The organism is Natrialba chahannaoensis JCM 10990 (assembly GCF_000337135.1).
Lineage (GTDB): Archaea > Halobacteriota > Halobacteria > Halobacteriales > Natrialbaceae > Natrialba > Natrialba chahannaoensis.
Map to the genome: position 1 here is coordinate 66,429 of NZ_AOIN01000008.1, position 26,241 is coordinate 92,669.

Annotated in this window: 27 protein-coding genes; 12 read left to right on the forward strand and 15 right to left on the reverse strand. The window is 62.2% G+C overall.

Annotated elements, in window-relative coordinates; all coding sequences use genetic code 11:
- The first annotated feature begins 56 nt into the window (after positions 1 to 56).
- The 5 genes from C482_RS00275 to C482_RS00295 are packed head-to-tail and all read left to right on the forward strand — an operon-like array spanning position 57 to position 6,631.
- The gene (locus C482_RS00275) at positions 57 to 1,190 is read left to right on the forward strand and encodes a M48 family metallopeptidase (RefSeq protein ID WP_006165256.1); all 1,134 of its coding nucleotides are present in this window, start codon (positions 57 to 59) and stop codon (positions 1,188 to 1,190) included.
- Entirely contained in the window at positions 1,187 to 2,917 is a 1,731-nt protein-coding gene (locus tag C482_RS00280; RefSeq protein ID WP_006165258.1) for a DUF4129 domain-containing protein, read from the forward strand. The genes C482_RS00275 and C482_RS00280 overlap by 4 nt, the downstream gene beginning before the upstream one ends.
- A complete protein-coding gene (locus C482_RS00285; protein WP_006165260.1) occupies positions 2,914 to 3,627 on the forward strand; it encodes a DUF7269 family protein in 714 nt (237 codons plus the stop codon). The genes C482_RS00280 and C482_RS00285 overlap by 4 nt, the downstream gene beginning before the upstream one ends.
- Positions 3,624 to 5,231: a DUF58 domain-containing protein gene (locus tag C482_RS00290; RefSeq protein ID WP_006165261.1), complete on the forward strand. Its 1,608-nt coding sequence runs from the start codon at positions 3,624 to 3,626 to the stop codon at positions 5,229 to 5,231. The genes C482_RS00285 and C482_RS00290 overlap by 4 nt, the downstream gene beginning before the upstream one ends.
- Positions 5,228 to 6,631: a hypothetical protein gene (locus C482_RS00295; RefSeq protein WP_006165263.1), complete on the forward strand. Its 1,404-nt coding sequence runs from the start codon at positions 5,228 to 5,230 to the stop codon at positions 6,629 to 6,631. The genes C482_RS00290 and C482_RS00295 overlap by 4 nt, the downstream gene beginning before the upstream one ends.
- Here the strand turns inward: C482_RS00295 and C482_RS00300 are convergent.
- A complete protein-coding gene (locus C482_RS00300) occupies positions 6,620 to 7,639 on the reverse strand; it encodes an AAA family ATPase (protein WP_006165267.1) in 1,020 nt (339 codons plus the stop codon). The two genes, C482_RS00295 and C482_RS00300, sit on opposite strands and share 12 nt — an antisense overlap.
- Before the next feature lie 114 nt (positions 7,640 to 7,753).
- Positions 7,754 to 8,773 carry an AI-2E family transporter gene (locus tag C482_RS00305; RefSeq protein ID WP_006165268.1) on the reverse strand — a complete coding sequence of 340 codons (1,020 nt, stop codon included), beginning with the start codon at positions 8,771 to 8,773 and terminating at the stop codon, positions 7,754 to 7,756.
- Positions 8,774 to 8,863: 90 nt separating this feature from the next.
- On the opposite strand from C482_RS00305, the gene C482_RS00310 reads away from it, so the two are divergent.
- Complete coding sequence (locus C482_RS00310) at positions 8,864 to 9,907, forward strand: DUF5518 domain-containing protein (protein WP_006165270.1); 1,044 nt, start codon at positions 8,864 to 8,866, stop codon at positions 9,905 to 9,907.
- A 92-nt stretch (positions 9,908 to 9,999) separates the two neighbouring features.
- Here C482_RS00310 and C482_RS00315 read toward each other — a convergent pair whose 3' ends face one another.
- Complete coding sequence (locus C482_RS00315) at positions 10,000 to 10,755, reverse strand: amphi-Trp domain-containing protein (protein WP_006165272.1); 756 nt, start codon at positions 10,753 to 10,755, stop codon at positions 10,000 to 10,002.
- Between the two features lie 138 nt (positions 10,756 to 10,893).
- On the opposite strand from C482_RS00315, the gene C482_RS00320 reads away from it, so the two are divergent.
- Entirely contained in the window at positions 10,894 to 11,970 is a 1,077-nt protein-coding gene (locus tag C482_RS00320) for a hypothetical protein (RefSeq protein WP_006165273.1), read from the forward strand.
- A gap of 26 nt (positions 11,971 to 11,996) precedes the next feature.
- Here the strand turns inward: C482_RS00320 and C482_RS00325 are convergent, their stop codons facing one another.
- From C482_RS00325 to C482_RS00345, 5 genes are all read right to left on the reverse strand, one after another.
- A complete protein-coding gene (locus C482_RS00325; protein WP_006165274.1) occupies positions 11,997 to 12,725 on the reverse strand; it encodes a nucleoside phosphorylase in 729 nt (242 codons plus the stop codon).
- Between the two features lie 153 nt (positions 12,726 to 12,878).
- Entirely contained in the window at positions 12,879 to 13,178 is a 300-nt protein-coding gene (locus C482_RS00330) for a HalOD1 output domain-containing protein (protein ID WP_006165275.1), read from the reverse strand.
- A gap of 140 nt (positions 13,179 to 13,318) precedes the next feature.
- A complete protein-coding gene (locus C482_RS00335; RefSeq protein WP_006165277.1) occupies positions 13,319 to 14,263 on the reverse strand; it encodes a carbohydrate kinase family protein in 945 nt (314 codons plus the stop codon).
- 32 nt (positions 14,264 to 14,295) lie between these two features.
- Positions 14,296 to 15,117, reverse strand: a complete 822-nt coding sequence (locus C482_RS00340) for a DUF63 family protein (RefSeq protein WP_006165279.1) — start codon at positions 15,115 to 15,117, stop codon at positions 14,296 to 14,298.
- Positions 15,118 to 15,154: 37 nt separating this feature from the next.
- Positions 15,155 to 16,234: a ribose 1,5-bisphosphate isomerase gene (locus C482_RS00345; RefSeq protein ID WP_006165281.1), complete on the reverse strand. Its 1,080-nt coding sequence runs from the start codon at positions 16,232 to 16,234 to the stop codon at positions 15,155 to 15,157.
- Between the two features lie 71 nt (positions 16,235 to 16,305).
- Here C482_RS00345 and deoC point away from each other — a divergent pair, with 71 nt between their 5' ends.
- The gene (gene deoC, locus C482_RS00350) at positions 16,306 to 17,007 is read left to right on the forward strand and encodes a deoxyribose-phosphate aldolase (protein WP_006165282.1); all 702 of its coding nucleotides are present in this window, start codon (positions 16,306 to 16,308) and stop codon (positions 17,005 to 17,007) included.
- Positions 17,008 to 17,127: 120 nt separating this feature from the next.
- Positions 17,128 to 17,763 carry a rhomboid family intramembrane serine protease gene (locus C482_RS00355; protein WP_006165284.1) on the forward strand — a complete coding sequence of 212 codons (636 nt, stop codon included), beginning with the start codon at positions 17,128 to 17,130 and terminating at the stop codon, positions 17,761 to 17,763.
- A 5-nt stretch (positions 17,764 to 17,768) separates the two neighbouring features.
- On the opposite strand, the gene C482_RS00360 is transcribed toward C482_RS00355, so the two are convergent.
- Together C482_RS00360 and C482_RS00365 are read right to left on the reverse strand one after the other, a co-directional pair.
- Complete coding sequence (locus C482_RS00360; RefSeq protein ID WP_006165289.1) at positions 17,769 to 18,608, reverse strand: ABC transporter permease subunit; 840 nt, start codon at positions 18,606 to 18,608, stop codon at positions 17,769 to 17,771.
- A complete protein-coding gene (locus tag C482_RS00365; protein WP_006165291.1) occupies positions 18,605 to 19,651 on the reverse strand; it encodes an ABC transporter ATP-binding protein in 1,047 nt (348 codons plus the stop codon). Before C482_RS00365 ends, C482_RS00360 begins: the two co-directional genes overlap by 4 nt.
- Before the next feature lie 86 nt (positions 19,652 to 19,737).
- Between C482_RS00365 and C482_RS20935 the strand changes: the two genes are divergently transcribed.
- Entirely contained in the window at positions 19,738 to 20,139 is a 402-nt protein-coding gene (locus C482_RS20935; RefSeq protein WP_152421941.1) for a hypothetical protein, read from the forward strand.
- Positions 20,140 to 20,217: 78 nt separating this feature from the next.
- On the opposite strand, the gene C482_RS20940 is transcribed toward C482_RS20935, so the two are convergent.
- Positions 20,218 to 21,111, reverse strand: a complete 894-nt coding sequence (locus C482_RS20940) for a hypothetical protein (protein WP_152421942.1) — start codon at positions 21,109 to 21,111, stop codon at positions 20,218 to 20,220.
- A gap of 172 nt (positions 21,112 to 21,283) precedes the next feature.
- Positions 21,284 to 22,462 (reverse strand): NAD-binding protein, encoded by a 1,179-nt coding sequence (locus tag C482_RS00375; RefSeq protein ID WP_006165293.1) that lies wholly within the window; start codon positions 22,460 to 22,462, stop codon positions 21,284 to 21,286.
- Positions 22,463 to 22,617: 155 nt separating this feature from the next.
- Between C482_RS00375 and C482_RS00380 the strand changes: the two genes are divergently transcribed.
- On the forward strand, positions 22,618 to 22,902 hold the full coding sequence (locus C482_RS00380) for a ubiquitin-like small modifier protein 1 (RefSeq protein WP_006165295.1): 285 nt from the start codon (positions 22,618 to 22,620) through the stop codon (positions 22,900 to 22,902).
- Here C482_RS00380 and C482_RS00385 read toward each other — a convergent pair whose 3' ends face one another.
- From C482_RS00385 to C482_RS00395, 3 genes are all read right to left on the reverse strand, one after another.
- Positions 22,903 to 23,820 carry a GNAT family N-acetyltransferase gene (locus C482_RS00385; RefSeq protein WP_049896377.1) on the reverse strand — a complete coding sequence of 306 codons (918 nt, stop codon included), beginning with the start codon at positions 23,818 to 23,820 and terminating at the stop codon, positions 22,903 to 22,905.
- A 5-nt stretch (positions 23,821 to 23,825) separates the two neighbouring features.
- Positions 23,826 to 25,097 (reverse strand): Glu-tRNA(Gln) amidotransferase subunit GatD, encoded by a 1,272-nt coding sequence (gene gatD, locus C482_RS00390; RefSeq protein ID WP_006165300.1) that lies wholly within the window; start codon positions 25,095 to 25,097, stop codon positions 23,826 to 23,828.
- Positions 25,098 to 25,172: 75 nt separating this feature from the next.
- Complete coding sequence (locus C482_RS00395) at positions 25,173 to 25,397, reverse strand: hypothetical protein (protein WP_006165302.1); 225 nt, start codon at positions 25,395 to 25,397, stop codon at positions 25,173 to 25,175.
- Positions 25,398 to 25,563: 166 nt separating this feature from the next.
- Between C482_RS00395 and C482_RS00400 the strand changes: the two genes are divergently transcribed.
- On the forward strand, positions 25,564 to 26,220 hold the full coding sequence (locus C482_RS00400; protein WP_006165303.1) for a hypothetical protein: 657 nt from the start codon (positions 25,564 to 25,566) through the stop codon (positions 26,218 to 26,220).
- Positions 26,221 to 26,241: the final 21 nt, after the last annotated feature.

Sequence of the window (26,241 nt, forward strand, 5' to 3'; positions counted from 1 at the left end):
ATGACCGTCACACAACATTTTTGGTAATTCACTGCGAACCTACAGGAAATCCCTCCATGCGCCTCCGCCTCCGGATCGCTGCCGTCCTCGGCGTCTTCGTCGCGGTAAACGCCCTCTTCGTCCTCGCAGTCGTGTGGGCGTACGGCGTCTTGCTCCCGGCGATCGTCGGCGGCACGTTTGTCCTCCTCTCCGACGGCCGTCTCGCCCTCTCACTACTCCAGTTTCCCGTCTCGTGGCCGACTGCCCTCCTCCTCGTCGGCCTCTTTCTCGCCGGCCAGCTCTACTACGGCTACCGGCGAGTACTCGCACACGCCGGCCAACAAACCGGCGACAGCGGGGCTGGGACAAGCGAAACGGACGACCACAACGTCGACCGAATCGTCCGTCGACTCTCGATGACCGCCGACATCCCAGAACCCACGATCCGCGTCGTCGACGACGACACCCCCAGCTGCTACACCATCGGCCGGTTCACCGACGCGACCATCGTCGTCACGACGGGACTTGTCGCCCGGCTCGATGCAACTGAACTCGAGTCCGTTCTCGCACACGAAATCGGCCACATCGCAAACCGTGATGTGACCCTGATGACGGTTACGACGCTATTTCTGGAGATCACGGACCGGGTCTATCACAGCTCGATGGTGGCACGGCGGGCGGTGTTGAACCCCGACAGCCTCTCAGGGCAGGATCGGGCAGCGCTGACGTGGTTCCTGCCGCTCGTCGCGCTCACGTCGGTGTTCATCGCGCCGATTCTCTGGCTGTTTCCGCGGGTGGCCGACTGGGCGACGCGAACGCTCTCTCAGACACGGGAGTTCGCCGCCGACGCCGCAGCAGCCGAAATCGCAGGCAACCCGCTCGCGCTCGCGACTGCACTGATCGATCTTACGGACGCATCGGAGACGCCCGCGGCGGACCTCCGGACAGCCAAAATCCGCGCGTTGTGTATCGTTCCCTCAGAGCTCGTGAACGGCCGCGAAACGTCGTCATTACCGCCGATTTCGGCGGCGTCGGACGACGAAGATCGTGAACAGCGAGTTCGCTCGTGGCTCGACGGAACGACGCCGTCGTCGGTCGATGAGACGGCGGGTGAAACGCAGACGCACCCGCCGGTCGACGAGCGTGTTGAACGGCTCGCCGCGCTCGCAGCTGACGAAGAGCAGACACGAACGCGGGTGGGACGGGCGTGAGCGACGCCCGGCGACTCCTGTTCGTCGCGGGCTGTCTCGTCTGCCTGCTCGCGGCCGCCAGCGCGCTCCCGGCAGCCGATCCCCGACTCGATGCACCGGGGAGCGACGAGAACGTCTCGACGACCGGGAGTTGGGACACCCTCGCGGAGTCCGCTGATCCGATAGAGATGGTTACCAACGTCTCCGACACAGGGGACAGCTCATCGGAGTCAGCGCCCGAAGACGCTGGCCCATCACACGCGATTGAACTCAAAGGCGACCCCGAGCCAGGAGGGGAACTCACGGTCGTGATCGCGGATAGTAGTCCCGTCACTGACCGGACGATCGAAGTCGACGGCGAGCGCGCCGGCGAAACCGAACACGACGGCCGGGTCGATATCACCGTCCCATACGCCGAGGAGATGACGATCGATGTCGTCGAGACGAACCAGTCGCGAACGGTCGACATCGAGACGGACGCGGCTATCGAGCCAGCGCCCGGTGCGGCACCGAACCGAGACCTCGAAATCGCGGCGGCTGTCGGGTCGACGCCGGTCGAGAGCGGAACGGTCTACCTCGATGACGAGCAGATTGGAACGACCGCCGAAAACGGAACGGCGACCGTGCCACTGCCAGAAACCGCGGAGCCAACGACGGTGCGCGTCGAACGTGGCCCCGTGAGTGGCGAGCGAACGATCGACGTCCAGGAACCGACCGTCGAGTTCGCCTCACCGCTGTTGCTTCCCGGGATGCCGGCCCCGGTGCAGGTCTCCGCGGACGGCACCGGCGTCCCGAACGCGAGTGTCGTCACTGAGTCGGGCAGTTCGGCGACGACCGGTGACGATGGGACAGCGCGGATCCGCCTCCCGTTCGACGACGAGGCGACCGTGACCAGCACAGTCGGTGCGGAGACCGCGACGGCGAGCGTCGACGACCTCTATCTCCGGCTAACGACCCTCGTCGTGATCGTCCCCGGATTCGTTCTCGGTGCGGTCGTGACGTACGTCCGCGTCGTTCCGTCCAAGCACAAGCACAACCGACAGCAGCTCTCGGCACTCTTCGTCGGCCTCGCGGGCATATTCGACGATCTCGCAACCGTCGTTGGCAAGATCTCTCACAGTCTGCGAAACGCCTCCCTGCCCAGGGTAGGTCCCACTTTGAAACGCCTCCTCTCACTGCGGCACCTCGGCCGGTCACTGCCGCGTCTCGTCCCGTCCCTCCCGTCTACCCCGTCAGTCGGCAGTCTGCTGCCGTCGATCTGGTCGCTCAGCTGGGGTCGTTCGTCCGATCGGAAGCGCCGACTTGGCTCGATTCTCAGTCGCAGGCGTGACACTGACGACGCCGACAACGACACTGCCGACGACCACACCGACACCGAGTCAGCCGCTACCGGGTCCCTGTACAGCGAGGAACCACTCGAGCCCCGCTCTCCTCGGTCCGAAGTGCGCGCCATCTGGCACGCCGTCCTCGACCGACTCAGGGTGCACAATCGCGAAACCCAGACGCCCGGCGAGGTCACCCGCGATGCCCTCGAGCGAGGATATCCCAGCGTGAGCATGCGCCGACTTGCTACCGTCTTCCGGGAACTCGAGTACGGTGACCGCGAGCCGTCAGCCGATCGCGTGCTGAGTGCGCGCGCTGCGGCGGCGAACGTGATGGAGTCCGATCCCGACGAGACCGCCGCGTCTGCCGACACGACGGGGGCAGAGGAGACGGACAGCGCTAACGAGGAGGGGGAAGACCAATGAGTCGGAGTCGGCTGCGAAGGCGAGCGAGTGCGATCGATACTGATCGACTCGCGATCGGACTCGTCGGCGTCGGCAGTCTGGGGACGATCGCAGTAATCGCACTTGGTGGGTACCTTCCGGGAGTCGGCTCACAGTTCGTTGGGCTACTGTATCCGTTCGCGCTGTTGTTCCCCGCGTTCGGACTGGGTGTGCTCGTGCTCACGCTCTGGTGGGTGTGGAACACGAGCTACGTGTCGCCACAACCGATTCACCGCGGTCCGGCTCCCGAACAGGGAGAGACGGGACACCTCGAGCCGGTCGGCCGCAGCACGGAACACAGCCTCGAGATCGCCGCAACGGCCCAGTATCGCTGTAGTGCATCCAGTTCTGCCTACGAGATCCGGACGCGACTCACCGAGAACGCAGTTCGCATCGTGCGGACGAGACGCGGGCTCGATCGCGAGACAGCCCGCGAGCGGGTCGAAAACGGGACGTGGACCGACGACCGGGTCGCTGCAGCGTTCCTCTCGGCGGATCAGCCACAGCCACTCGGCGAGCAGTTCCGAAATGCGGTCGATCCTGGCACCGCCTACTACCGCCGGGTCGATCGAACAATTGCGGCAATCAGTGCAATCAGCCACGACGACGGCGCTGTAACGACCGACCGTTCCGGCACAGCGACCGCGATCACGACGGACGAGGAGTTCGAGGACGGCGAGGTGAACCGATGAGCGAGACTGAAGCGACGGTCGAAGACGATGCGCGTGAGATGGAGAATGAGCATGGACGGAAAGCGGAGACCGACCGTGATGAGCGTGAGACGAGTATCGACAACGATGGACGCAGGAACGAGACCGAACACAATCGGGAGATGAAAGACACAGACCGCCAGAGACGTGGACGCGGGCCTACCCGCGGGTCCACACACGATCGCACACGTGAGCAATATCGTGTTGACCGCGGTGAGTGGGCGCTGTTCGCTGTGCTCGCACTCGCAGGGACGGGGCTGCTCCTGGGTGCACAGGTGCTCGTCGCCGCGGCGACGGTGCCGCTTTGCTACGTTGCGGCGGCGGTGTTTCGGACGCGACAGGATCTCTCTGTTCGGATGCATCGAACGTTCCATACGGCAACCAGTGCCGACGGCGGCGTCCCTGTCGCTACCGAGAGCGACACCGCCGACACCACCCTCACCAGCGGTCCCGGCGACACCATCACCGTCCGGACCACCGTCGAAAACGCCAGCGACGCATCGCTCGTCGACCTCCGAGTCGTCGACGGCGTTCCCGGCGCTCTCCCCGTCGTCGACGGCACGCCGCGACTGGCGACGACACTCGAACCCGGGGCGACAGCGACACTCGAGTACGATGTCGAACTGCGCAGGGGTGAACACGAGTTCGGTGCCGCGGCGATACGGGCGCGTGATCTAACGGGGACGGTCGCAGCGACGCGAACGAAGTCGGTCGCGGGTGGCACGCGAATGCGATGCTGGCCGACGGTCGCGGACGTGCCCCTGACGAGCGGGATCGACGAGTACGCGGGTGAAGTGCCGACGAACGAGAGCGGGAGCGGTGTCGAGTTCCACTCGGTTCGAGAGTACGCCGCAGGCGATCCGGCACGGTCGATCGACTGGCGACGGTACGGACGGACGCGGGAGTTGGCGACAGTCGAGTACCGGGCAGAGCGGACGGCACGGGTTGTCTGTGTCGTCGACGACCGGACGAGTCAACGGCGAGCATCGGTGGTGAGCGAGCTGTCGGCCGCCGAGCTGTCGGCGAGTGCGGCAGAACGGACAAGTGAGTCGTTGCTCGATGCGGGGTATCCGACCGGCCTGGCGACGCTACACGTTCGACGGGTGTTCGGCGTCTCGCCTGGGACCAGTGCGGAGACACGACGGCGGGTCACAGGGCACCTACAGAACGTTCGGACACAACAGACGAGCAAGGCCGACTGGATACAGTCACTGTTCGGGTCGCCGGTCGAGACCCTTCCGCGGGTGCTCCCTGGTGAGGCACAGGTGGTGTTCTTCTCGTCGTTCGTCGACGACGACGCACTCGCGGTCGTCGAGCGGCTGCGGACGGTCGGATACGAGGTGCGAGTTGTGAGTCCAGATGTGATGGGGAGTGTGGTGGATAGTACGGACGAGAAAGACGAGACTCCCAACGAGAGCGGACCAACGGACACGAAACGCGAGACTGGAGCCCGACTCGAAGCGCTCGACCGCAACGCCAGACTCGCCCAGGCGCGGGCAACGGGTGCTCGTGTCGTCGACTGGGACCTGGAGCGGCCGATCGGGCTCGTCCTGCAGGAGACACTCGCGGAGGTGCAGCCCCGATGAGCGCGCCCACGCGCCTCCCACAGACGACTGCACGCGCGATTGCGGTCATTGCCGCTGGGGGGACCGCCGCGCTGGCGAGTGTCGAACCGGCGGTCGCCGTCGCCGCCCTCTGTGGACTGGCCCTCAGCGGGACGGTTGTGCGATTCGAAGGGGCACACCGCCAGATCACACTCGCTGCAGCGTTGGTGCCTGCACTCGCGCTAGTGACTACCGCGGTCGTCGTCCAGCCGGGCACGCGAGCAGCCGTCGCGCTCACCGTCATTGGCGTCTTCCTCGGGGCCGGCGTCGGCGGAACGCTCTTCGGATCGTCCTCGACCGTCGCACGAGACCGCGTTGCAGTCGCAATGGTCCTCGCCGCTGCGCTCACCGCCATCGCCGCACTCGCCGTCTTCGCGATTCAGAGCATCGGTAGCTGGCAGGGTGTACTCGAGTCCCTCCTCTGGCAAACCGGTGACGGAGTGGGTGGGCTGTTCATTGCATTCGTCGTGACAGCGCTCGCGGGCGTCGCTGCCGTCGCGGCGCTTCCGGACGCAGTGTTCACGACCGCACGACGGCGCGACGAGGCGACCGCGATACGGTATGCACTGACGAGTTCGATCGGTGTGCTTCTGGTCGCGACGCTCGTGGGCGGGACGGCGCTGGTCGTTATCGGCTGGTATTTGCCACCGGTCGGCTGGCTGGTCGAACGGGTGCTTGCCAGTGATCTCGTTCGTGGGGTACTCTTCGCCCTCACGCTCGTCGGTGTCACCATCGCGGCACTCGGAGGCGTCGTCCGCCGGTTCTGGGACCAGACAACTGGTGCGAGCGAGACGTCTGCGATCGTGCCGGTCGTCGTGGGAACCACGGTCGGAACAGGACTGACCGTCCTGCTCGCAGGTGGCGTCGGGATACGACTGGGATCGACAGCGGTCGAGACGGTCGGCGCGTTGTTCGCCGTCACGATGATCGTGCTGGCGATTGTGAGTGTCATCGTCTGGCACGCAGGGGCGCTGGGTAACGGATCACTGTCGAAGTCGCCGTACGTCGTCGCGACAACGCTCGCGGCGGGCGGTCTCATCCTCGGCGTGCTCGCCGAACAGGAGCTGACGGGGACCGGACTAGCTGCCGTCCGGGCCGGACTGCCGACGTTCGTCGTGATCGGCGCAGCGCTGCTGTGTTACGATCTCGGCCGCCACGGACGGAGTCTCGCGCGAGAAATCGGTCCCATCGGTGCGTCACCGACACCCCAACTCGTCCGAATCGGCTGGAGTGGCGCTGTCGCAAGCGGTGGCGTCGTGGCGGCCGTGTGTGGGTTCTGGCTCGCGACGATGTTCCAGCCGACGCTATCCGTGCCAGCGACGGTCGGCGTCGTCGTCGGCTTCGGTGTGCTCGTCGTCGGCGCTCGTGTCCTACTGCGCTGACGGCGTTTCCGTACCCTCTACTGCGGTCTCTGTATCGACATCTGCCTCCATGGCCGGCACCTCGACGGTATCGAGTACGCTGTCAATAACGGCACGGCGGCTCAGGCCCTGCATGCTCGCCTCCGGGTCGAGGACGAGACGATGGGCCAACGAGGGAGCGGCGATGCGCTTGACATCGTCGGGAACGACGTACTCGCGACCGGCGAGCACGGCGCGAGCACGGCTCACTTCGAACAGTCGCTGGACGCCACGTGGGGAGACGCCGACATCGACGCGGCCGTCGGTTCGCGTCGCTCGACAGAGGCTCCCGATGTACTCTCGGAGCGGCCCCTCGACGGTGACGGTTTCGGGCACCTGCTGGAGCGAGCGAACTGCCTCGCGGTCGACAACCGGTTCGACAGTCGGATCTGGCCGGTCACGGTCGGCACGGCGGTCGATCAGCTCCCGTGTCCCGTCGGCGTCGGGATAGCCAAGCGAGGTCTTGATCATGAAACGGTCGCGCTGGGCCTCCGGCAGTTCGAAGGTCCCCTCCTGCTCGACAGGGTTCTGCGTCGCGATGACGATGAAGGGGTCTGGAAGCTCGTGGGTCTCGCCGTCGACCGTTACCTGCCCTTCTTCCATCGCCTCGAGCAACGCTGACTGCGTCTTCGGTGGCGCGCGGTTGATCTCGTCGGCAAGGACGACATTTGCGAACACCGGCCCCGGCGTGAAGTGAAAGTCCGCGGTCTCCTCCTCGAAGACGTACGAACCGGTGACGTCCGCGGGCATGAGGTCCGGCGTGAACTGAATCCGAGAGAACTCGAGTCCGAGTGCCGTTGCGAACGAGCGGGCGGTGAGGGTCTTTCCGGTACCCGGAACGTCTTCCAAGAGCACGTGGCCGCGGGTGAGCACGCCAGCGACAATGTCTTCGAGCACGGTGCGGTCGGCGACAACGGCGGAGAGGATTTCCTCGACGACGGTGTCGGCCGTCGTCGCGGCATCGGGGACTGACTGCGTCATACCGAGCATCGGTGCGCCCGGAAACTTATACCTCCCGACACGTCTGCTGGAGGCTGGGTGGAGACGGTGACACGCACGGCGTTTCCAGTCACGGCCCACAAGTCACAGCCCACAGTCACGGCGTCACGTCATCCCGTGCTCTTCCTCGAGCCGGTCGTAATCCTCGTCCAGCACTTCGAGGACAGTGATTAACGCACCGACGACAACCGGCCCGAAGAACAGCCCCATGATGCCGAAGGCGTAAATCCCGCCGAGAACGCCGAGAATGATCACCGCCGGGCTAATCTCGGCGTAGCGGTCGACGACAACCGGTCGGAGATAGTCGTCTGCGATACCAACGACGATCGCGCTGTAGATCGCCAACCCGGCCGCGAGCAGCGGCTCGCCGATCACCACGAGGTAGATCGAGGCGGGAATCCACACGAGCGGCGCACCGATCAGCGGCACCAGCGACAGGATCACCATGATGAACGTCCAGAACGCGGCGTTTGGAATGCCCACGACGAACAGGGCGAGACCCGCGATCACGCCCTCGATAATCGCGATCAGGACGTGGCCGACGAGGACCGCCCACATTACGTCGTTCAACTCACCGTAGAGGTCGTCCTGCACGTCCATCGGTAGCGGCGTCATTTTGCGGATCCACTCGAGTAGGTTGTCGCCGTTCTTGAGCAGGTAGTAGAGCAAGAACAGGGCCAATCCGAGTCCGATGAGAGCGTGTATGAGTGCACTGAACCACGCGGTCGCCTGCTCGAGGACCATGGTGCCAACCTCCTGTGCGGAGTCGGCAGCCGTTTCCAGCAGGTCCACCTCGATTCCGGTCTGGTCTTCGATGGCTGACTCAAGTGCGCTCACCTGCAGCGTCTCTGCGTCGAGCGATTGCAGCAAGTTTGCCGCGTCGTCCGCGATGACGGCGGCGACGAGGAGAAACGGGACGATGAAGCCGACGATGGCGAGGAGAACGAGCGCCAGTGCGGCGAGCATCGGCGAAATGTACGATTCGAGCCGTTGCTGGAGCGGAAACAGGAGGAACGCGAGGAGGACCGCGAGCAGGACGTACTGCAGGAAGGGGACGACCAGCTGCCAGGAGAGATACGCGAAGATGAGCACGAGCGTCAGGAGATAGCCCTTGCTGATGTTCACGGGCAAACAGACCACGAGCGGCGAGATAAAACCGGACCCGGCATCGGTCAGAACGCGACGACGACGGACATGCAACGAAGCCACCAATACGTGACACAGGACACACGACAGACGACGAACGATACCCCACCGGCAGACGACGGCACCACGACCACAGCCAACAGCGACATCTACAAGACGCTCGCTTCAGTATCTGACACCAATCCAATGAGTTCTGGTCCCCGCCAACGCGTACTCGAGTGGCTCACGGACGAGCAGTTGCGAGTGGCAACGCTCGTCGGGTTGCTCGCGATTCCGTTCATCGTCGCCCTCTCCTTGGAGACGGTGAACGATCCAACCAGGGCCGCTGGAGGATCGATTTCGGGAACACCGATCCTCCTGGCCGGGTTCATCGTCGGCTACTACTACAGTGACCGGCCAACGCCAACCCGGGAAGCAAGTGTTCGAACCGGGCTCATGAGTTCGATTGGTGTTCTGGTCATCCATCTCGGGACGGCGTACACGACGATGCTCACGGAGCCGGTCGAGATTGTCATCGTCGCATCGATCCTCACACCGATTCTGGGATTGCTCGGTGTCGGGATTACGGTCGTGCTGACAGTAGTTGCGGCGGTTCTCGGCGAATGGTTCGCAAACAGGGGTGCGCCCGGACCGAACCCAGAGCAGATAGACGCCGACGCGACAGCGCCGATGACGACGACCAAGTCCGGCCACATCACCCAGCGATCGCGCTCGTGGCTATTTGTCGCCGCCTACGGCGTAATCGTCCCGCCGGCCCTTGTCTACACGCTAGTCGTGAACCCCGAAGCCGGGCCGGGAGTTGCGGTCGTCGGGCTCTCGATGTTCGCGATGGTGTTCGGCTCGGTGGGAACGATGCTCGCACTCGCGAAGGATATCGGAACGCTCGGCCCGTCGAGAACGGCCAACTGGGCTGACTGGCGACTGCACGTCCTTGGAGCAGGCGGCCCAACCGCGGTTGTCTATGCCGCGGCATACTACCAGGGCGTCTCGTATCCGCCCGGCTACGCCATCTTCACGTTCATCGGTGCAGTCTGGCTCGTTGCAGTCACCTACCTGATCTGCCGGCATCGATACACTGGGAAGCGGCCGAGGAGCGGCTCTCCGGCAGGATAACGGTTTGTCGGTCGTGTTGCCGTCTGATTCGGTCCGATTCCGAACCGCTCGCCAGATTCTGTCCTGTCACGACCTCACCCCTCACGCTCCGATCACTCGTCAGTCTCGACCACCGTCGCCGTCGGAACCGCCCGCCGAACCCCACGAACCGCACGCTCGGCGTTCGCCCGAGAGGTGTACCCCTCGCCGCTGTCTGCGATAATGTTGCCGTTCCAGTGCACTAGCCGCCACCGCCACTCATCAGCGCGATCCTGATACACTTCGAAGCGACTCGTTCGACTGCGTTCGGCTGTCGACTCTGAACCGGTCTCGTCAATCGCCTCGCTGTCGTCGGGCGAGCCGGTAGCCTCAGTCGGGGAGAGAACGACCGACTCCGGTTCAGATTCTCGCTCCTGCTCTGCTCCTTCTTCCTTCTCGTCCTCTGTCTCCTCTGCTGCCTCCAGTGATTCAACCCGCACACTCAGATCGTCGACTGGCTCGTCCCACTCGAGTTCGATCTCGAGTTCGTTGGTGACAGTGTGGGGGGTGTCGGTGTCGTCGGCTTCGGTGGGTGCGTCGGTTTCTGTGTCTGTGTCAGCATCGCCGGCTGCGTCCTCATCTTTGTCTGCATCTTCTGCAACCGACTCGTACTCGCGTTCGACTTCGATTTCGAGGTCGACGTGCGAGGGGATCGTCACGGAGACGGTCTGGTCGTCGTTGTCGAGGAAGTGGAGCGGCCGCTCGTGGTCGAGCGCGACGGCGAGGTCCTGAAAGAGGGCGACGAGTGCGTCGCGGTCGACAGTGCGTTCGTGTTCGATCTCTACCTCGTCCGGTACGGGGTCGGACGTCTGTGTCTCGTCGGAGTCCATAGGGACGCTACAACGGCTATCGGCGTAACGGTTGCCGGCGATGTGCCGGGGACGGGTTGAGTCGCCATCGAAATCGAATCCGAACTCAAGCGTAGGGAGGCCGGAGCGTTTTTGTCGGCGCGCTGTCTTCGCTCGCTCGTGACTTCCCGCGAGCGCCGCGTTGATCAGAACCAGGGCCAGGACCAGGACCAGAGCCGAAGCATCGTGTTCGACCGAGACGAATACACCTGTCAGCACTGCGGACAGGCGAGCGACGACGCATCGTTGCGGGCACTTGCGGTCGACGACCTGGTGACGGGATCGGCGACCAAGACCGATCCCAACGTGGCTACGGAGTCGGGACACGTCAGTACGTTCACGACCGTCTGCGCCCCGTGTGCAGCGGTACTCGACGGTGACGGCACAACCGAAGGAGCGGTCGAACAGACCCAGGAAATCGAGAAGGCGATCAGCGCCGACACAGAAGCCCCCATGACGAGCGAGCAACTATTCACCCTCGTCCGCGAGACGACGCAGCAACAGGGCGAAACCGTCTCCGATGTCGCCGCATTCGCCTCACTCACGACGACGCTCCCGGCGAAGATTGCAGACGCCGGTGCAGCAAACAACGAGTCCAAATCTGGCTCTACCGTCGACGATAGCAGCGAAACCGATAGCGAAGATAGCGAGGACAGCGAAAACAGCGAAGACACCGAGCGTGTCGAGGCGAACCCAACAACAGCACTCGCCGAAACCGCACAGCAGTTCGTCGCAACCCGACGATCCCTGCTGCTCGCCATCGCCAGCGTCGACCAGCGACTCACACGACTGGACGAACTCGAGTACGACGCGGCAACGGCAACTGGCGACACCAACCCTGGTGATCAGACGCCCGCGTTCGCGGCGTTTCTCGAGACGGCGACGGAGTTACAGGAGACACTTCGGGGACTCGTCTCGCTCGCCGAGCAGGTAACCGCGGGGCTGGGACGGTGTCACGGCTGTTTCGGGGGGCTCTCCGAGAGCGCAATTCCGGTGACGCCCACGGCCTGCCCGACATGCGGGCGAACGAGTGCAGAGACGAGCGAGTGGCAGCAGTCGGCGGCCGATTCAACGACTGTCGACTTCGAGCGGCTCTTTTCGGCACTGAACGACGCGCTTCGGGAGGCGTCCGCGACAACCGAACGGCTCACTGATCGGACGACAGCGCTCGCGACTGAACTGGTTGCAGCACAGTAACGCCAAAAGAGAGTCGTTACGACCGGCTACAGTTCGGTGGCCGACTCGAGTGCGATGTCGATCGCGCGGGCGACGTTGTTCTTCGCCTTTGCTGGCAGTTCGTCGTCCTCGGTGTCGGTTCCCTTCTGGGTCCCTTCCACGAGGTTGCCGTCAACAGTACAGATTGCGCCGGCGCGCAGGCCCTTGCGGCGGGCGAGCGTGAAGATTGCGGCGGCTTCCATCTCGACACAGAGCAGGCCGGCTGCCTCCCAGTCGTCGACTGCCTCGTCCGTTTCGGCGTAGTAGGCGTCGTCGGAGGCGATCGGGCCGACGTGGATGTCCTCGTCATTGGCTTCTGCGGCGTCGACGAGCGAGGAGAGTACGTCGTACGATGGGACGGCGGGGTACTCCACGTCCTCGTAGCGCTTCGAGGTGCCTTCGTTCTTCGCTGCGCCGCTGGCGACGACCATATCACCGATTTCGATGCCGGACTGGAGCGCACCGGTCGTGCCGACGCGGACGAACGTCTCGACGCCGACGTTTGCGAGTTCTTCGATCGCGATTGCCGCAGACGGGCAGCCGATTCCGGTCGAACAGATCGTCAGCTCTCGGCCCTCGTAGGTGGCGTTGACGACCTTGTACTCGCGATTCTGTGCGACGGTTTCGGCCTCGTCACAGTGATCTGCGATGCGGTCGACACGGCCCGGGTCACCCGGAAGCAGTGCGATATCGGTCAGGTCTCCCTTGTCGACCAGCAGATGCGGTTGCGTTGCCATACCGTCGCCTTCCGCGGGTGGCGAGAAAAAAGGTTCGAGAATATGGCGTCTGTGGGCGGCAAACGTGAGTGACCAGCCGATAGTTCGAGCCGATTGCGGGCGGCGAGCGATCAGTGGAGGACCGAGTCGACTGTGGACGACGAACGACAACCGTCAGTTCGAAGCGACGAGTACTTCGTCGGGATGAACCGTAACGACGGCATCACCGACGTGGAACGTCACCTGCTCGACGGTGCGTTCGCGACCCATGTTCGTCGACTCGAAAAGCGAATCGAGCGCTTCCGGATCGACGTAATCGTAGAGCCGCGTACTCGCCTCCGTCACGTCCTCGTCCTGGTACTGCGCCAGCGCCGTTGCGACGGCGATACTCGGTGGTTCCGATGCTGTGCGGTCATACCGGACGCGCCGACCGAGTTCGCATCCGTGGGACTTGGGTGGCCTGTGTTCTGTCATGTCTCTCCGTCACGTCTCCGTGACTATCTATTCAGGTGGCCAACGGCGCGGCCCATATAGCTACCGTCAGACAACATGGGGTGAGAACCGCATGACGGCACCACCACTGGTGTCAGACGCTCGTATGACGTATTTTGCGGTTAGAATCTCGTACTGAGAAACTCGGTCACCCGCGATAGCGTCGGTGCACTTCGGGCCCCTTCTTCGCTCGCCGTCAACGCGCCACAGGCGTTTGCGAACTCGAGTGCCCGTTCGATATCCACGCCAGACACCGTCGGCACCGGCGGCATCGACATATCGTCGGCAGTGAGCGACTCACCCTCACACTGCTCGAGAAGCGTCGCAATGAACCCCGCGGCGAATGCATCGCCGGCACCGGCTGTGTCGACGGTGTCGACGTCGAATCCGGGGTGGACGTAGGAGCCGTCTGGCGTGTGGACTTTTGCGCCGTCCCCGCCGTGCTTGACGACGACGATCCGGTCGTCGAACGCCGAGCCGACGTACTCGTCTTCGAGGAGGCTGGCGATTTCCTGATCGTTCGCGAAGACGATGTCGGCGACGGCGAGCGCGTCGGTGTAGTCACGGTCACAGAGTCGCCGTCCCGGATCGAAGCTGACGCTGACGCCGGCCTCGTTCGCTGTCTGGGCGATCGCACCAGCGGTCTCGGGTCGTTGACTCGTGAGATGGACGTGGTCTGCGTCGCGAATCCGATCGTGGTCGAGATCTGCGGGCGTAACGGCCTCGTTGACGCCGTCGTTCCCGAGGACGGCGACCTCGCCCTCGTCGTCGACGAGCAAATACTTGACCGCAGTGTCCGCACCCTCGACGACCCGGAGCCCGTCGAGCGAGACGCCGACGGACTCGAGTTCCCGACTGGCCAGCAGGCCGTTGTCGTCGTCGCCGACGCTGCCGATGAGACCGGTATCGAGAGAGAGGTTCGCGAGGGCGGCGGCGACGTTCGCGGCGCTGCCACCGCCGGAGCGGTGCTGGGATCGGATTACCGACTCACAGTCGGCTTCGGGGAGCCGATCGACACGAAGGGTCACATCCCAGTTAACGTGACCGGCAGTGAGCACCCTGACCATTCATCGGAACGACGACCGCGGGTGAGAAAAGTCTAGGCAACTGCGAACAGGAGCACGTTGTGTGCGCCCGGACCGAGGCCGACGGCGGCGATGAACGCGAGCACGAGTCGCGCCTGCCGTGGAGCCTCCTCGACGTACTCGCGGAAGAGACCGAGGATGACCATCGCGAGCGCGAGTTTGACGACGATGAACAGCCAGCCGCCACCGATGTACTCGGCTGTCGGCAGTGCGTGACCGGCGTTGAGGACAAGTTCCGAAAGTGGGACTTCCTCACCAGCGCCGAGAATGTCGTAGCCGATTGCGGTCGAGACGCCGTCGAGTGCGTGGCCGAAGACAACGAGCACGCCCGTCGCCCCCGTGATTGCTGCGACATCAGTGAACCAGAGGCCGAGAATTAGCCAAGCGAGCGCGGTGACGACGCCGGAGATGACGATGGCGATCACGGGCCAGAACGGTTCGAACGTTCCGAGTTCGACGCTCTCGACCAGCAGAAACATCGTGAAGACGGCGAAGAATCCGGTTCCAATGGTCCCGAGCGGCCGCTCGATCGTCTCCTGCAGGCCGCCGCTGTAGAGGAAGATTGACAGCACCCAGGCAACTCCCGCAATCGTCGCCGTCACCAGATAGACACTCGGCGCGGCAAACAGTACTTCTATCGAGTCAGGATACGCCTCGGTCCGGTGAAGAACGTGCAACGTCGACCCGAACAGCATCCACGGCGCAAACGCAAGCACCGTCCGGTCGGTGACTGGCGGCCCCAACGCCCACAGCAGCGCAACGACACCTCCGAGCACGGCGAGGAGTGGTACGAGAAGGTACCACGCCGGGAGGACGAAACCCTCAGGCAATACCATATCCCTACTGTTGACACCAGTAACTAACACTTTCCGATCAGTGATGGTCCGTCTGACGGGAGCAAACACACTCTTCCCAGGGTTCTGCCGTCGTCTCGCCGAACAACTCGCGCATCAGCGTGACAATACTCTCAGGTGGGAACTGCCCGCGTTCGGTGACGATAGCGTCGATGTACCGCGGCGGCGTCACGTCGAACGCGGGGTTTTCGACAGTGAGATCGCTCTCGCTTTGGCTACTGTCTTTGTCGTCGTTCCCGTCTACGGCAGTCGATCGGGACTCGGCCCCCTCACTGGGAGACTCGATCTCCACCCGTTCCTCCAGCGAGAGCACCTCCTGCTCGTCGCGCATCTCGATCGCAACCGTATGCCCCGTCATCGTATCCGGATGTAACTTGATCGTCTGAGCCGCCACCATCACCGGCACGCCGCGTTCGCGTGCGTTCACCGCCAGCCCACTTGTCCCGATCTTGTTGATCACGCTTCCGTCCGCCGCGATGCTGTCGGCTCCGACCAGCACGTGATCCGCCTCGTCCAGATACCGCCGCGCCGCGTTGTCCACGATCAGCGTCACCGGAACACCCAGCTCGCGCAACTGGCGCGCCGTAATATGGCCCTGCTTTCTCGGTCGGGTTTCCTTGACTATTGCTTCGATATGCGTGCCGGACTCGAGTGCGGCCTCGATACACGACAGGGCGTCCGTCGAGTGACAGTGTGTCATTACCACGTCGCCGTCGCGGAGGCGGTTCGCGCCGATCTCGCCGAGCGTCGACTGGGCTTGCTCGAGTTCGGTGCGAAACGTGTCGGCGCGCTCGATGGTCGATTTGCGGAGGGCAGCGACGGTTTCGCCCTCCACCCCACGGAGGACGTATCGGAGGGCGTTTGGGAGGCTGACAGCGGTGGGGCGTGTTTCATAGAGTTCGCGTGCACCGGCGCGGAGGTTGCGCTCAAAGGCCGCCGGATCGGTTGCCGTGGAGCGTTCGGCCTGTGTCGCGAGCGCCGCGGCGGCCGCGTCTGCGATCGTCGCAGCGCCGCGAATCCGCATGGTTGCGATGTCGGCGGCCGTGTCGGTGACGGCCGGATCGACGGCGGGTTGGTTCGGGTCCGGATCCGATTCCATGTCATGGAGTTACACGCCCCCGGCCAAAAGTAATCGGGCGGGTTTTTGATCGTTCGACGAGTCGGTCCGCTATGGCTCCGGAACTGGATCGCGCCGAACTTGCGCCGTTGATCGACCACACCGTCCTCGGTCCCGAGACGACGACCGACGACGTGACTGCCGTGCTGGAGGAGGCAGCTGAACACGGTATGAACGCCTGTATTCCGCCCTACGCGGTCGAGGACGCCGCTGCAGCCCACGAGGAGCTGACGATTGCAACGGTCATCGGCTTCCCACACGGCCAGCAGACACACGAGATCAAGCGCCGCGAGGGCGTCGAGGCCTGGAAAGCCGGTGCGGACGAACTCGATGTCGTCATCAACATCGGCCGGCTGAAAGCCGGCGAGGACGACGTGGTCCGAGCCGAACTGGCCGAACTCGTCGCCGCAGTCCCGATTCCGGTCAAGGTCATCATCGAAACCGCACTCCTCACCGAAGAGGAGAAACACCGGGCCTGCGAGGCCGCCGTGGCCGCAGACGCGACGATGGTGAAAACCTCGACTGGATTCGCGAGCGTTGATCCGGAGGATCAACGAGCGAACGGTGAAACCGTGAGCGGGGGCGCGACGATCGCGGACGTCGAACTGATGAGCGAGTACTTGCCAGTCAAGGCAAGCGGTGGCATCGGCAACTACGACGAGGCGATGTCGATGATCGAGGCCGGGGCCGAGCGGATCGGGGCCTCGAGTGGGATCGATATTTTGTCGGGTGCGCCGACAGCAGAGAGGAAGTAGACACCCGGCTACCCTGTGTTGTATTCAGCAGACGACGGTGGCCCAACAAAGAATCGCGCGTACGCTATGAGACGGCAGTAGAAAATATTATTTTACCAACGTATGGAAACCCACAAATAGATGTGGAGAACCCTTCGTCGCTCGCCGGCAACGGTTGCCTTTCTCGTCATCGCCTGGTCGCTGTATGCTGGCCGACTGGTCGTTACACACCAGTTCGGTCAGGAGGCTGCCCACTCGCTGTTCGTCGTCCGAGACACCCACTTGCAGTACGTGTGGACGTGGCTAACGGCCCCATTTGGCCACGGAAACGTTGTGCATCTCGTCGTCAACAGTCTTTTCGCAGCCTCTATCGGTCCAACTGCGGAGCGGACGTTCGGGTCCAAACTAACCAGTGTCGGGTTTCTGGTGAGCGGGTTGCTGGCAGCTTCGCTCGGAACAGTGCTGGTTGTCGCCGTTCGGAATCCGTTTCTTAGTGACCCCGTCACCGCTGCCGCACTCGGCTCGAGTATGGGGCTGTTCGGACTGGTCGGCATGGTCTGTGAACGGTACCGGTCGCACGTCGTCCCACTTCCCGGATTGCAGCGGGCTGGCGTTCGCAACCAGACGTTTTTCTGGCTCCTGCTCGGTGTGAGCGTCCTCGGAATGCTGGTCGATCTCTGGACGTCGATGGCAGACGTGTCTGTCCCGGGACTCGGACACCACTTCCATCTCGTCGGCCTTCTCGTTGGCTGGGTGCTGAGCCGGGAAGTTCGGTAGGACAGTCAGCTCACGTCTGCAGATTTAAATCGCACGTATCCAATGGCGAGCGGTGCGACGATCCACGCACAGAGGACGACGGGTGCAAACTCCGGTTGGACGTAGAACGGCGCGTCGGCTGGCGGGAGACTACCCGCCGCGATGTCAACGTCAATCGTCCGTGTGATCTGAAAGAGCGCTTCGCTGGGGAGGAGTTGCGAAACAAAACGGTACAGCATGGGCGCTTCGGCGAAGCCGAGTACGTCTACGTGGATCCGCCGTACCAGATACCCAGCCGAGACGAACAGTGTGAACACGTTGAGCGTGACGTACACGCCGAAGCCGGCGGCCGCTGCACGGGCCTTACTGGCGACCGACGCAGAGATACCGATCGCGATGGCGACGTAGATGACGGCGTAGAGGGCCACCATCCCCACCGTGGCGAGATACGTCCCAACCGGGAAAACCGGATACAGCGCAAGCAGCGAGACAGCGACGACGAGCGAGGCACAGGCGACGCCGAGTACGATCACCGCACTTCGGCTCAGGAACTTGCCTACGACGACATCCCGGCGCGTGTTCGGCAACCCGAGCAGGAACGCGATACTGCCGGTCTCTCGCTCGCCGGCGATGGCAAGGTAGGCCACGACCAGCGCGACGACGGGAATCAGGAGCGAGCCAATCGTAGCGACGCCGGCCAGAACCGAAACGACACCCTCGCGGGCAGTGTCGTGAAACCGTACCTGGCTTCTCTGTATGAACATGAAGAATCCGACAAACCCGACGTAGATGGCAACGGCGAGCCAGACGATCTTCGATCGACGGGCGTCCAGAAAGTCCTTCCGAGCAACGTCGAGCGCACTCATACTGATACCTCCGTGGACGACTGGCGACCATCGCCAGTTCCGTCGTCAGTAGCGCCACTACCACCACCACCGCTGCCACCGACATCACCACTACCGCCACTACCACTACCGACATCACCACTGCCACCCCCGTCAGGAACATCTCCCGTGTAGCGATTGAACAACTCCTCCATCGAAGCCGGTTCAGAGATAATGTCCGCAACCGACGCCCGCTCGTCGACGTGCCTCACCACGTCCACCTTCGCAGCCGCATCGTGGCAGTCAACGCGGAGCTCCGATCCCTCGAGTGCAACCGTCTCGATGGCGGGCCGTTGAGCGAGGTCAGCGGTGATCGACTCCGGCACCGACTCGAGTACCAGCCGAATTTGCGACGATTGCTCCAGGTCGTCGCGGAGCGCCTCGATGTTGTCGAGGGCGACCAACCGCCCGCCGGACATGATGGCGACGCGATCACAGACAGCTTCGACCTCGGAGAGGACGTGACTCGAAAAGAAGACGGTCGTCCCGTCGGCAGCGAGTTCCTGAATTATCGCACGCAACTCCTGAACCCCGGTTGGATCGAGTCCGGACGACGGCTCATCGAGGACGAGAAGATCCGGATCGCCGACGAGCGCCATCCCGAAAGCGAGTCGCTGGCACATGCCTTTCGAGAAGCCGCCGGCGCGACGGTCCGCTGCGTCGGCGATGCCGACCCGTTCGAGGATGGTGTGGGGGTCGTCGGCTGCGTCTTTCGTTCGGATGACCCACTCGAGATGCTCACGAGCGGTCAGCCTGTCGTAGAGGCTGTAGCCGTCGGGGAGGACGCCGATTCGTTTGCGGGTCGGTGCGAACTCGCCGCTGACATCCTGGCCGAGCACCGTGGCGCGACCGGCAGTCGGGGCAACGTAGCCGAGGAGGATATTGATCGTCGTCGACTTTCCCGCGCCGTTGGGGCCGAGAAAGCCGAATATCTCGCCTTCGTCGACGCTGAAGGAGAGGTCATCGACGGCGAGGACGCCGCCCGCAAATTCTTTCCGAAGACTGTTTACTTCGAGAGGCGACATATCTCATCTTGTGCCCACAATGGAAATAGCTACCCGATATACCCACATCAAAAAGGCATATATAGTTCGGGGTTAAAATAATTGTAATGAATTCGTACCGAAGGCGGGATGTTATGTTTGGTGCTGGCATTAGTGTCTGTTTCCTGTCAGGGTGTGTTGGTAATCAAGAGTCAAATGGAAAGACATACACCCTTTCCACATCAAAACCGTTTAATACAGATTATATAGGGATCATAAATTATAAAGTGGACGAGAACGTGGACGATTTTCAAATAACTTCCTTTTTAGAGACACATTCGGACGATTTAGATACTATATCCGTATATGATGAAAATGATTATCGGGTTGGTAGCTTTGAAATCAGTGATGGAGAGACGCAAATCACTTGGACAGTTAGTGAACAGCCCACAGACACAACATTCAAATTGGTTGTATATGGTGACAATATGGAAATTGACCGGAGTATACTTCACACAGAGTATAAGTAGACAATCTTGTGACTTTCAATGATCTAATTGAATAGATCCCCCATACTAGAGGATTTCAGAGGTTTATTTGTGACATCCCTAAAATATACAATTAGCCGAAGTATTTAATTTCGTATAGTAGCTCCAGTCTAAAGTATACTGCGAGATACTGCTAGCAGAGGTAGTGAGAAGTGTCAGTCCGTTCATTATCTCTGTACCGTTGTCTCCCGTGGTACACCCATCAAACTCAAGTTCATACTTTGATCCACTTCCTGTTGAAGTGTTATTTGTAGTTCGAACTGTTCCACCACCAACAGTAAGCGTTGTTCCTAATGACATGCTTCCGGCACCTCCAGCTGCGCCAATACTTACATCAAGATCTTGACCTCCATCAGAAACAGTATCTTGGGGCTCGTACGTGTACAACGACCAATTGCTGGGTAGATCAATGAAATTTTCCATTTCCTCTACCTTTGTATTCCAGTCGTCAATATCTCCAAAGTCCGCTCTAGACATATGCCACAAGAAATACACATTGTCTCCGTCCGCAGACTCAAAGTCTCCTTTATACACCGACACCTGATGGCGAGTTTCACCAATCTTAATACCAGCAGTACCAGTTATGTCTTCAACCCCCGTATCCCACGTATCCTCGTGCGTAATACGCTGTGGGTCATCAGGAGATGTTGCTTGAATACCGATCTCGTCAGAGTCTACCACATCATTAACAACACCTGGAGGAATAGTCGCTTTTGATCCCTCTGAACTTGCCTTATTCAGTTCTTCTTTTGTATACTCTTCAAGTTCTTTGTCACTCATCGAATTATCTTCATCAAGTTTAAGTGAGCCACTAAATTCTCCTGCACCCGCATGCTCTTTTTTGTCTGACTCAGCACCCACAGTACCAGTTGTTGCAAGGAGTCCAACGCTTCCTAGAACGGCTGAGTTTTTCAATACATTACGCCGATTGAATCCTTCGTTTTCTGAAGTCATCAGTCTACAATTAGTTCATTATAACATATATCTATCGGTAATTAGTATTTCCAATATACGTAACAAATTATATCATAAGGACCAGGTGCCATACGAGAAGGTGAGAGAATCCTATAATTTGATACGGGTCATTTACACGAATGTTGGAATGCTAATAGATACAAGATCACGCTTACTCCGTCTCGAGTAGCCGCGAAACCACGGGCGACTCATCGGACCCGAGCGCCGACCGGACGAGCAGGTGGCCGCCGAGTTCGGCGAGGCTGATGACATCGTCGGCACCGGCGCGCTTGAGTTTTGCCGTGTTCTCGCGATCGGTTGCGGCAGTGACGATGCGAACATCCGGCCGGAGTTCGCGGGCGGTGAGAACCGCCAGCGCGTCTTCAGCATCGTTGTTCGTTGCGACGAGCACGGTGCGTGCGCTCTCGATTTTCGCCCGTTGAAGCGGCCCTTCGTCGCTTGGGTTCCCGGAAAGGACACGGATATCGCGCTCTGTCAATTCGCTTGCAGCCGTTTCGTCTCTGGTGACGACGAGGAACTGTTCGTCCGCGTCGGCGAGTTTGTTGACGATCGGTTCGGTCAGGTCCCCGTAGCCGAGGACGAGCACGTGGTTCTCGAGGAGTTCGAGTTCTGAATCGGTCATAATTCCGAGTGTCTTTGAAATCCGGGCCTGGATTGCCGGGCCGACGAGCGCACCGATGGCGATACCGAAGCTTGCGACGCCGAGAACGACGACAGTCATAGTGAAGACGATGGCCATCTCAGTCTCGGGCCCGATATCGCCGTAGCCGACGGTGCTCGACGTGATCAGGGTGAAGTAGAAGGCGTCGAGCAGCGTTTCGATGCCGTCGAACTCGTCGGCCAGCGCGTACGCGCCGAAGGTGCCGTAGGCCTGCACACCGACGAGCGCGCCGCCCGCAGCGAGTTGCGTCGTCGTCAGCGAGAGTGACCGGTCGAACCGCCGACGCGTCAACAACAGTGTCGGCATCGAGACGAGCGAGAGCACGACTAGCGGATAGGAGTACTGACTGGCCTGGAGCAGCCCCTGGGCTGCCGTCAGCGGCATGAGAAGCAGGGTCGCCCACCAGCCAGCACGCAGCCCCCGGCGAAGTGCGAGCGCGCTTCCGACCATCAAAAAGCCAGTCAACGCGCCGGTAAAGCCTGCGCCATCCTGCACGGATTCTGGGACGTGCGGTGCGAGCGGTCCTGAGACGCCCCCCGTTTCGATGTTAATAATCCCGATGACGACGGAGAGCATCGCGACGAGCAAGGCGAGACCAACGGCTGCGCGCGTCGTCACGATCCAGCGCCAGTTCTCCGGCAATCGTTCGGTCACCCACTCACCGACCATCTATACACACCGTTCCAGTCTGGGCATAGTTAAGCGTCTCCGTCCACCACAGGCGTCGAGCAACAGGACAGCACCACTGTGCACTGTGCACTGTACACTGAACATGTACACCGCGGAGCGGTAGCTACTTGCCTCCGGCACCGATATCGCCATCTATGCCAACGGAGTGGAAACTGTTCGCAGACCTCGCCGAACGCGCTGGGGACAAACAGGTCACCGTCGATGCATCCGCCGGCGACACCGTCGACGACGCGCTCGTCGAACTGGTTGAGGACCGACCCGCTGTCGGCGACCGCGTCCTCACCGACGACGGCGACCTGCGATCGCAAATCAACGTTATGCGAAACGGGACGAACGTGCTCGTCGAAGAGGAGGGACTCGAGACGGAACTCGAGGAGGGCGATGAACTTGCGCTGTTCCCGCCGGTCAGCGGTGGCTAACTAGAGCGGACCGCTGAGGACGAAGTCCGGTTCTTCGGAGATGGTCGCGCCCGCGTAGGAGGCGTCACTGACGACGGCAGCCGTCTCCGGGATCAGTACTCGTGTTCGATCAGCGCCGAGAGCGGCGGCGTCACGGCTGATGGCGGCGAACAGCGATCGGGCCGCGTCGACATCTTCCCAGGCACCGACACCGTACTCGGCCCACGTTTCGGACTCACCGTCGTCGTTTTCGCGCTCGTCGGTTCGGAGCCGGTAGGAGGCACCGACGTATCGACGGTCGCGTTCGACGGCGAAGACCTCGGTGTCGTTAGCTGCAGTATTCGCGAAGTCCAGAAAGTCCTGCCGTGTGAGTTCGCGCATAGCCCACGTCTCCTCCGGCGCGTAGCCAAGCCCGTTCAGGTGCTCGCATGCGTCGCTGTGCGTCCAGTACCGCCAGGCGGTAGCGGGGTCATTGGTTACCGTGTCTGGGCCCGAGGCGTCGGGGTCCGGTTTCGGGTGCGCAAATCGGAACTCCGTCGCTGGGCCGAGGCCGCTCTTTCGCGCCGCACCGAGCGAGGCCGCGTTCCACGAGAAAATCATTACGCGACCGACGGTCGCGCCCTGCTCGCTCGCCCACTCGAAACAAGCGTTGTTGAGCCGGCCGCTCAAACCCTGACGCTGGTAATCGGGATTGACGCGCATTCCCTGAAACCAGGCCTCGTCGGGCGAGATCATCACAGCCTGGACGATGCCTGCGACATCGTCGCCGGCGTCGGCGAGAAACGTCTTCTTGTGGTCCTCGTCGTCGTCCTCGAGCCAATCGTGGTAGATCTGTGGGATGTAGTCGCCGCCGCGCCCTTCCCAGAGATCCTCGGTAAAGGCCTTGACGCCCTCGTAATCGTCGTGCGTCGCTCGCCGGATGTGAATCCCTACCGACATCGAGATCACTCCCAGGGGACCGACCGCTCTTGCAGTTCGCCGGCGATCGAGGTCTGCATCGTCTCTGTGACCGATTCCTCGTTCGCGAGCGCCCACATCAGCTTCACTTTTGCCGTCCCTGGGAGGGTGTCACCAGCCTCGATGACACCGGCGTCAAGGAGGTCCCGACCCGTATCGTAGACACGGTCACAGACTCGCCCCTCGAGACACTGGCTGGTCATAACGACAGTCGTGCCGTCTGCGACCAGTTCCTCGATTCGCGGAATCAGGTCCGTGTGGACGTGTCCGAGCCCAGTTCCCTCGATGACCAGTCCGTCAGCACCCTCGACTACGTCGAGGAACGCCGGGTCCATTCCCGGCGTGAACTTCAGCAGTTCTACGTCGGACTCGAGTGCAGCCGAGAGTTCGAGGGCGACCTCGCCGCGTTGCTGGTAGTCGCGGCAGAAGCTAACGGTTTCACTGTCGTAGTCGACGGTACCGAGTGGCTCTGCACCGATGGTTTCGAAGGCGTCGCGGCGGGAGGTGTGGTTCTTTCGGACGCGGGTGCCCCGGTGGAGCGCACAGATGTCGTCCGACTCGGAGCCATGCATACAGACGAGGACCTCCGCACAGTCGCTCTTTGCGGCTTCCACGGCCGAGACGGCGTTCATCACGTTATCTGAAGAGGGCCGATCGGCCGAGCGCTGGCTGCCCGTAAAGACGATCGGAACCGGCGTCTCGAGCATAAAGGAGAGCGCCGAGGCGGAGTACTGCATCGTGTCCGTGCCGTGCATGACGACGACGCCGTCCGCGCCGTTTTCGATTTCCTCCTGGACCGCCTGAGCGAGGTCCTGCCAGATCGGCGGCTCCATGTTCTCGGAGAGGATGTTCGCGACGACACGCCCGCGGTAGTTCGCGCGGCCAGCCAGGTCGGGAACGGCGCGTAGCACGTCCTCGGCGTCGAACTGGGCGGTCACCGCGCCAGTTCGGTAGTCGACCGTCGAGGCGATGGTGCCGCCGGTCGAGATGAGCGAGATGGTCGGGAGGTCGTCGTCGAACTCGACTTCGTCGCTGGCGTCTTCGTCAGCAGCGTCCTCCGCATCGTCAGCATCACTATCGCCGTCAATCTCGTACACATCTTCCGCGAGAACTGAAACGTCGGCATCGTCCCGGTCAACGCCGACGTTGTATCCGCCCTCGAGTTTCACCACGAGCTGCTCGTCCGTGCTAGAGGGAAGCAACACGCCTTCGTACGCGCGATCCGCGCGGTCGACGCGAACGCGATCGCCTGGATTCATACAAACGCGTTGCGCGTCGGCGGACTTGAAGGCACGCTTTCCACCCAACGGTAACCGACTCTCGAACCGTAGCCGTTAGCCGGCGACACCGATGACGATGAGTCCGAGTCCGGCGAGCAAGAGAACGCCCGCTATCATCGCCGTTAGCAATCGGACCGTCGCCAGCGCGTCCTCGGATAACTCGAGCCGGGGGTAGAAGTGACGAGCCGCAGAGAGGGCCCCCAGCCCGATCGCGATGGCGATGATCCCGAAGGCGACCAGATCGACGTTCACATTCCCCTCTACCAGCCCGTTCGTCATAAACGTCGTCCGTGTCGGTGACGACGGTCACGGCTGGGAACTGAAACTGAACCACTGGTGTGGCACGCACCACTCGAGTGGGTCGGTCACGAACGGCGAGTGTGCCAGTCACGAAAGGTGACAGTACAGGGAAAAGACCATGGTGCCAGCCGCCCAGCGTTCGCATATGAACGACCGCTCGGACGAGGTGACCGAGCAGCGAGACGGTGATCCCCGCTCGACTGATGACCTTCTCTCGGAAACGGAGCGGCTGCTTTCGGAGACGGGTGGTGGCGGTGGTTCTGGCGGTACCGGTGGTTCTGATGATGTCGGTAGAACAGCCACCACAGACACCACATCGAGCAACACTGCCGATCCAGGAATGGACGATCTCGCGGGGTTTGGCTCCAGTCCGAAGGGGGAACCCGAACCCGAATCGCGCAAACGGGCGGAGACCGACTCAGGTGGCTCTCGCCTTGGCAAGCTCACAGGCGGGCGCTCGCTCGAGGAATACTTCTCCCCGAAGGCGTTTCTCGCCCTCGTGCTAACCCTCGGTGTTGGCCTGTTCGCCGGCGGGGCAGTGATCCCCGTTGCCGGACAGCTTATCGGTATCTTCGCCGCTGCCTTCCTGATCGGCGTAGTTACGTCCAAACGCCGGTATCTGGAGCTAACGAGCGCTGGTATCACTGCCGGGATGCTGACGACGCTGGACCCAGTCTACTTCGCACTCGGCTCCGGCCTGACACTGCTCGGAATCGGTGCGGCGATCGGGTTCGTCGCCTCCGTCGCCGGCTACTATTTCGGTCGCGACCTTCGCGATGGATTGGTCCGAGACGTGCCGTAAGCCGTCACTCGTATCCCTCTG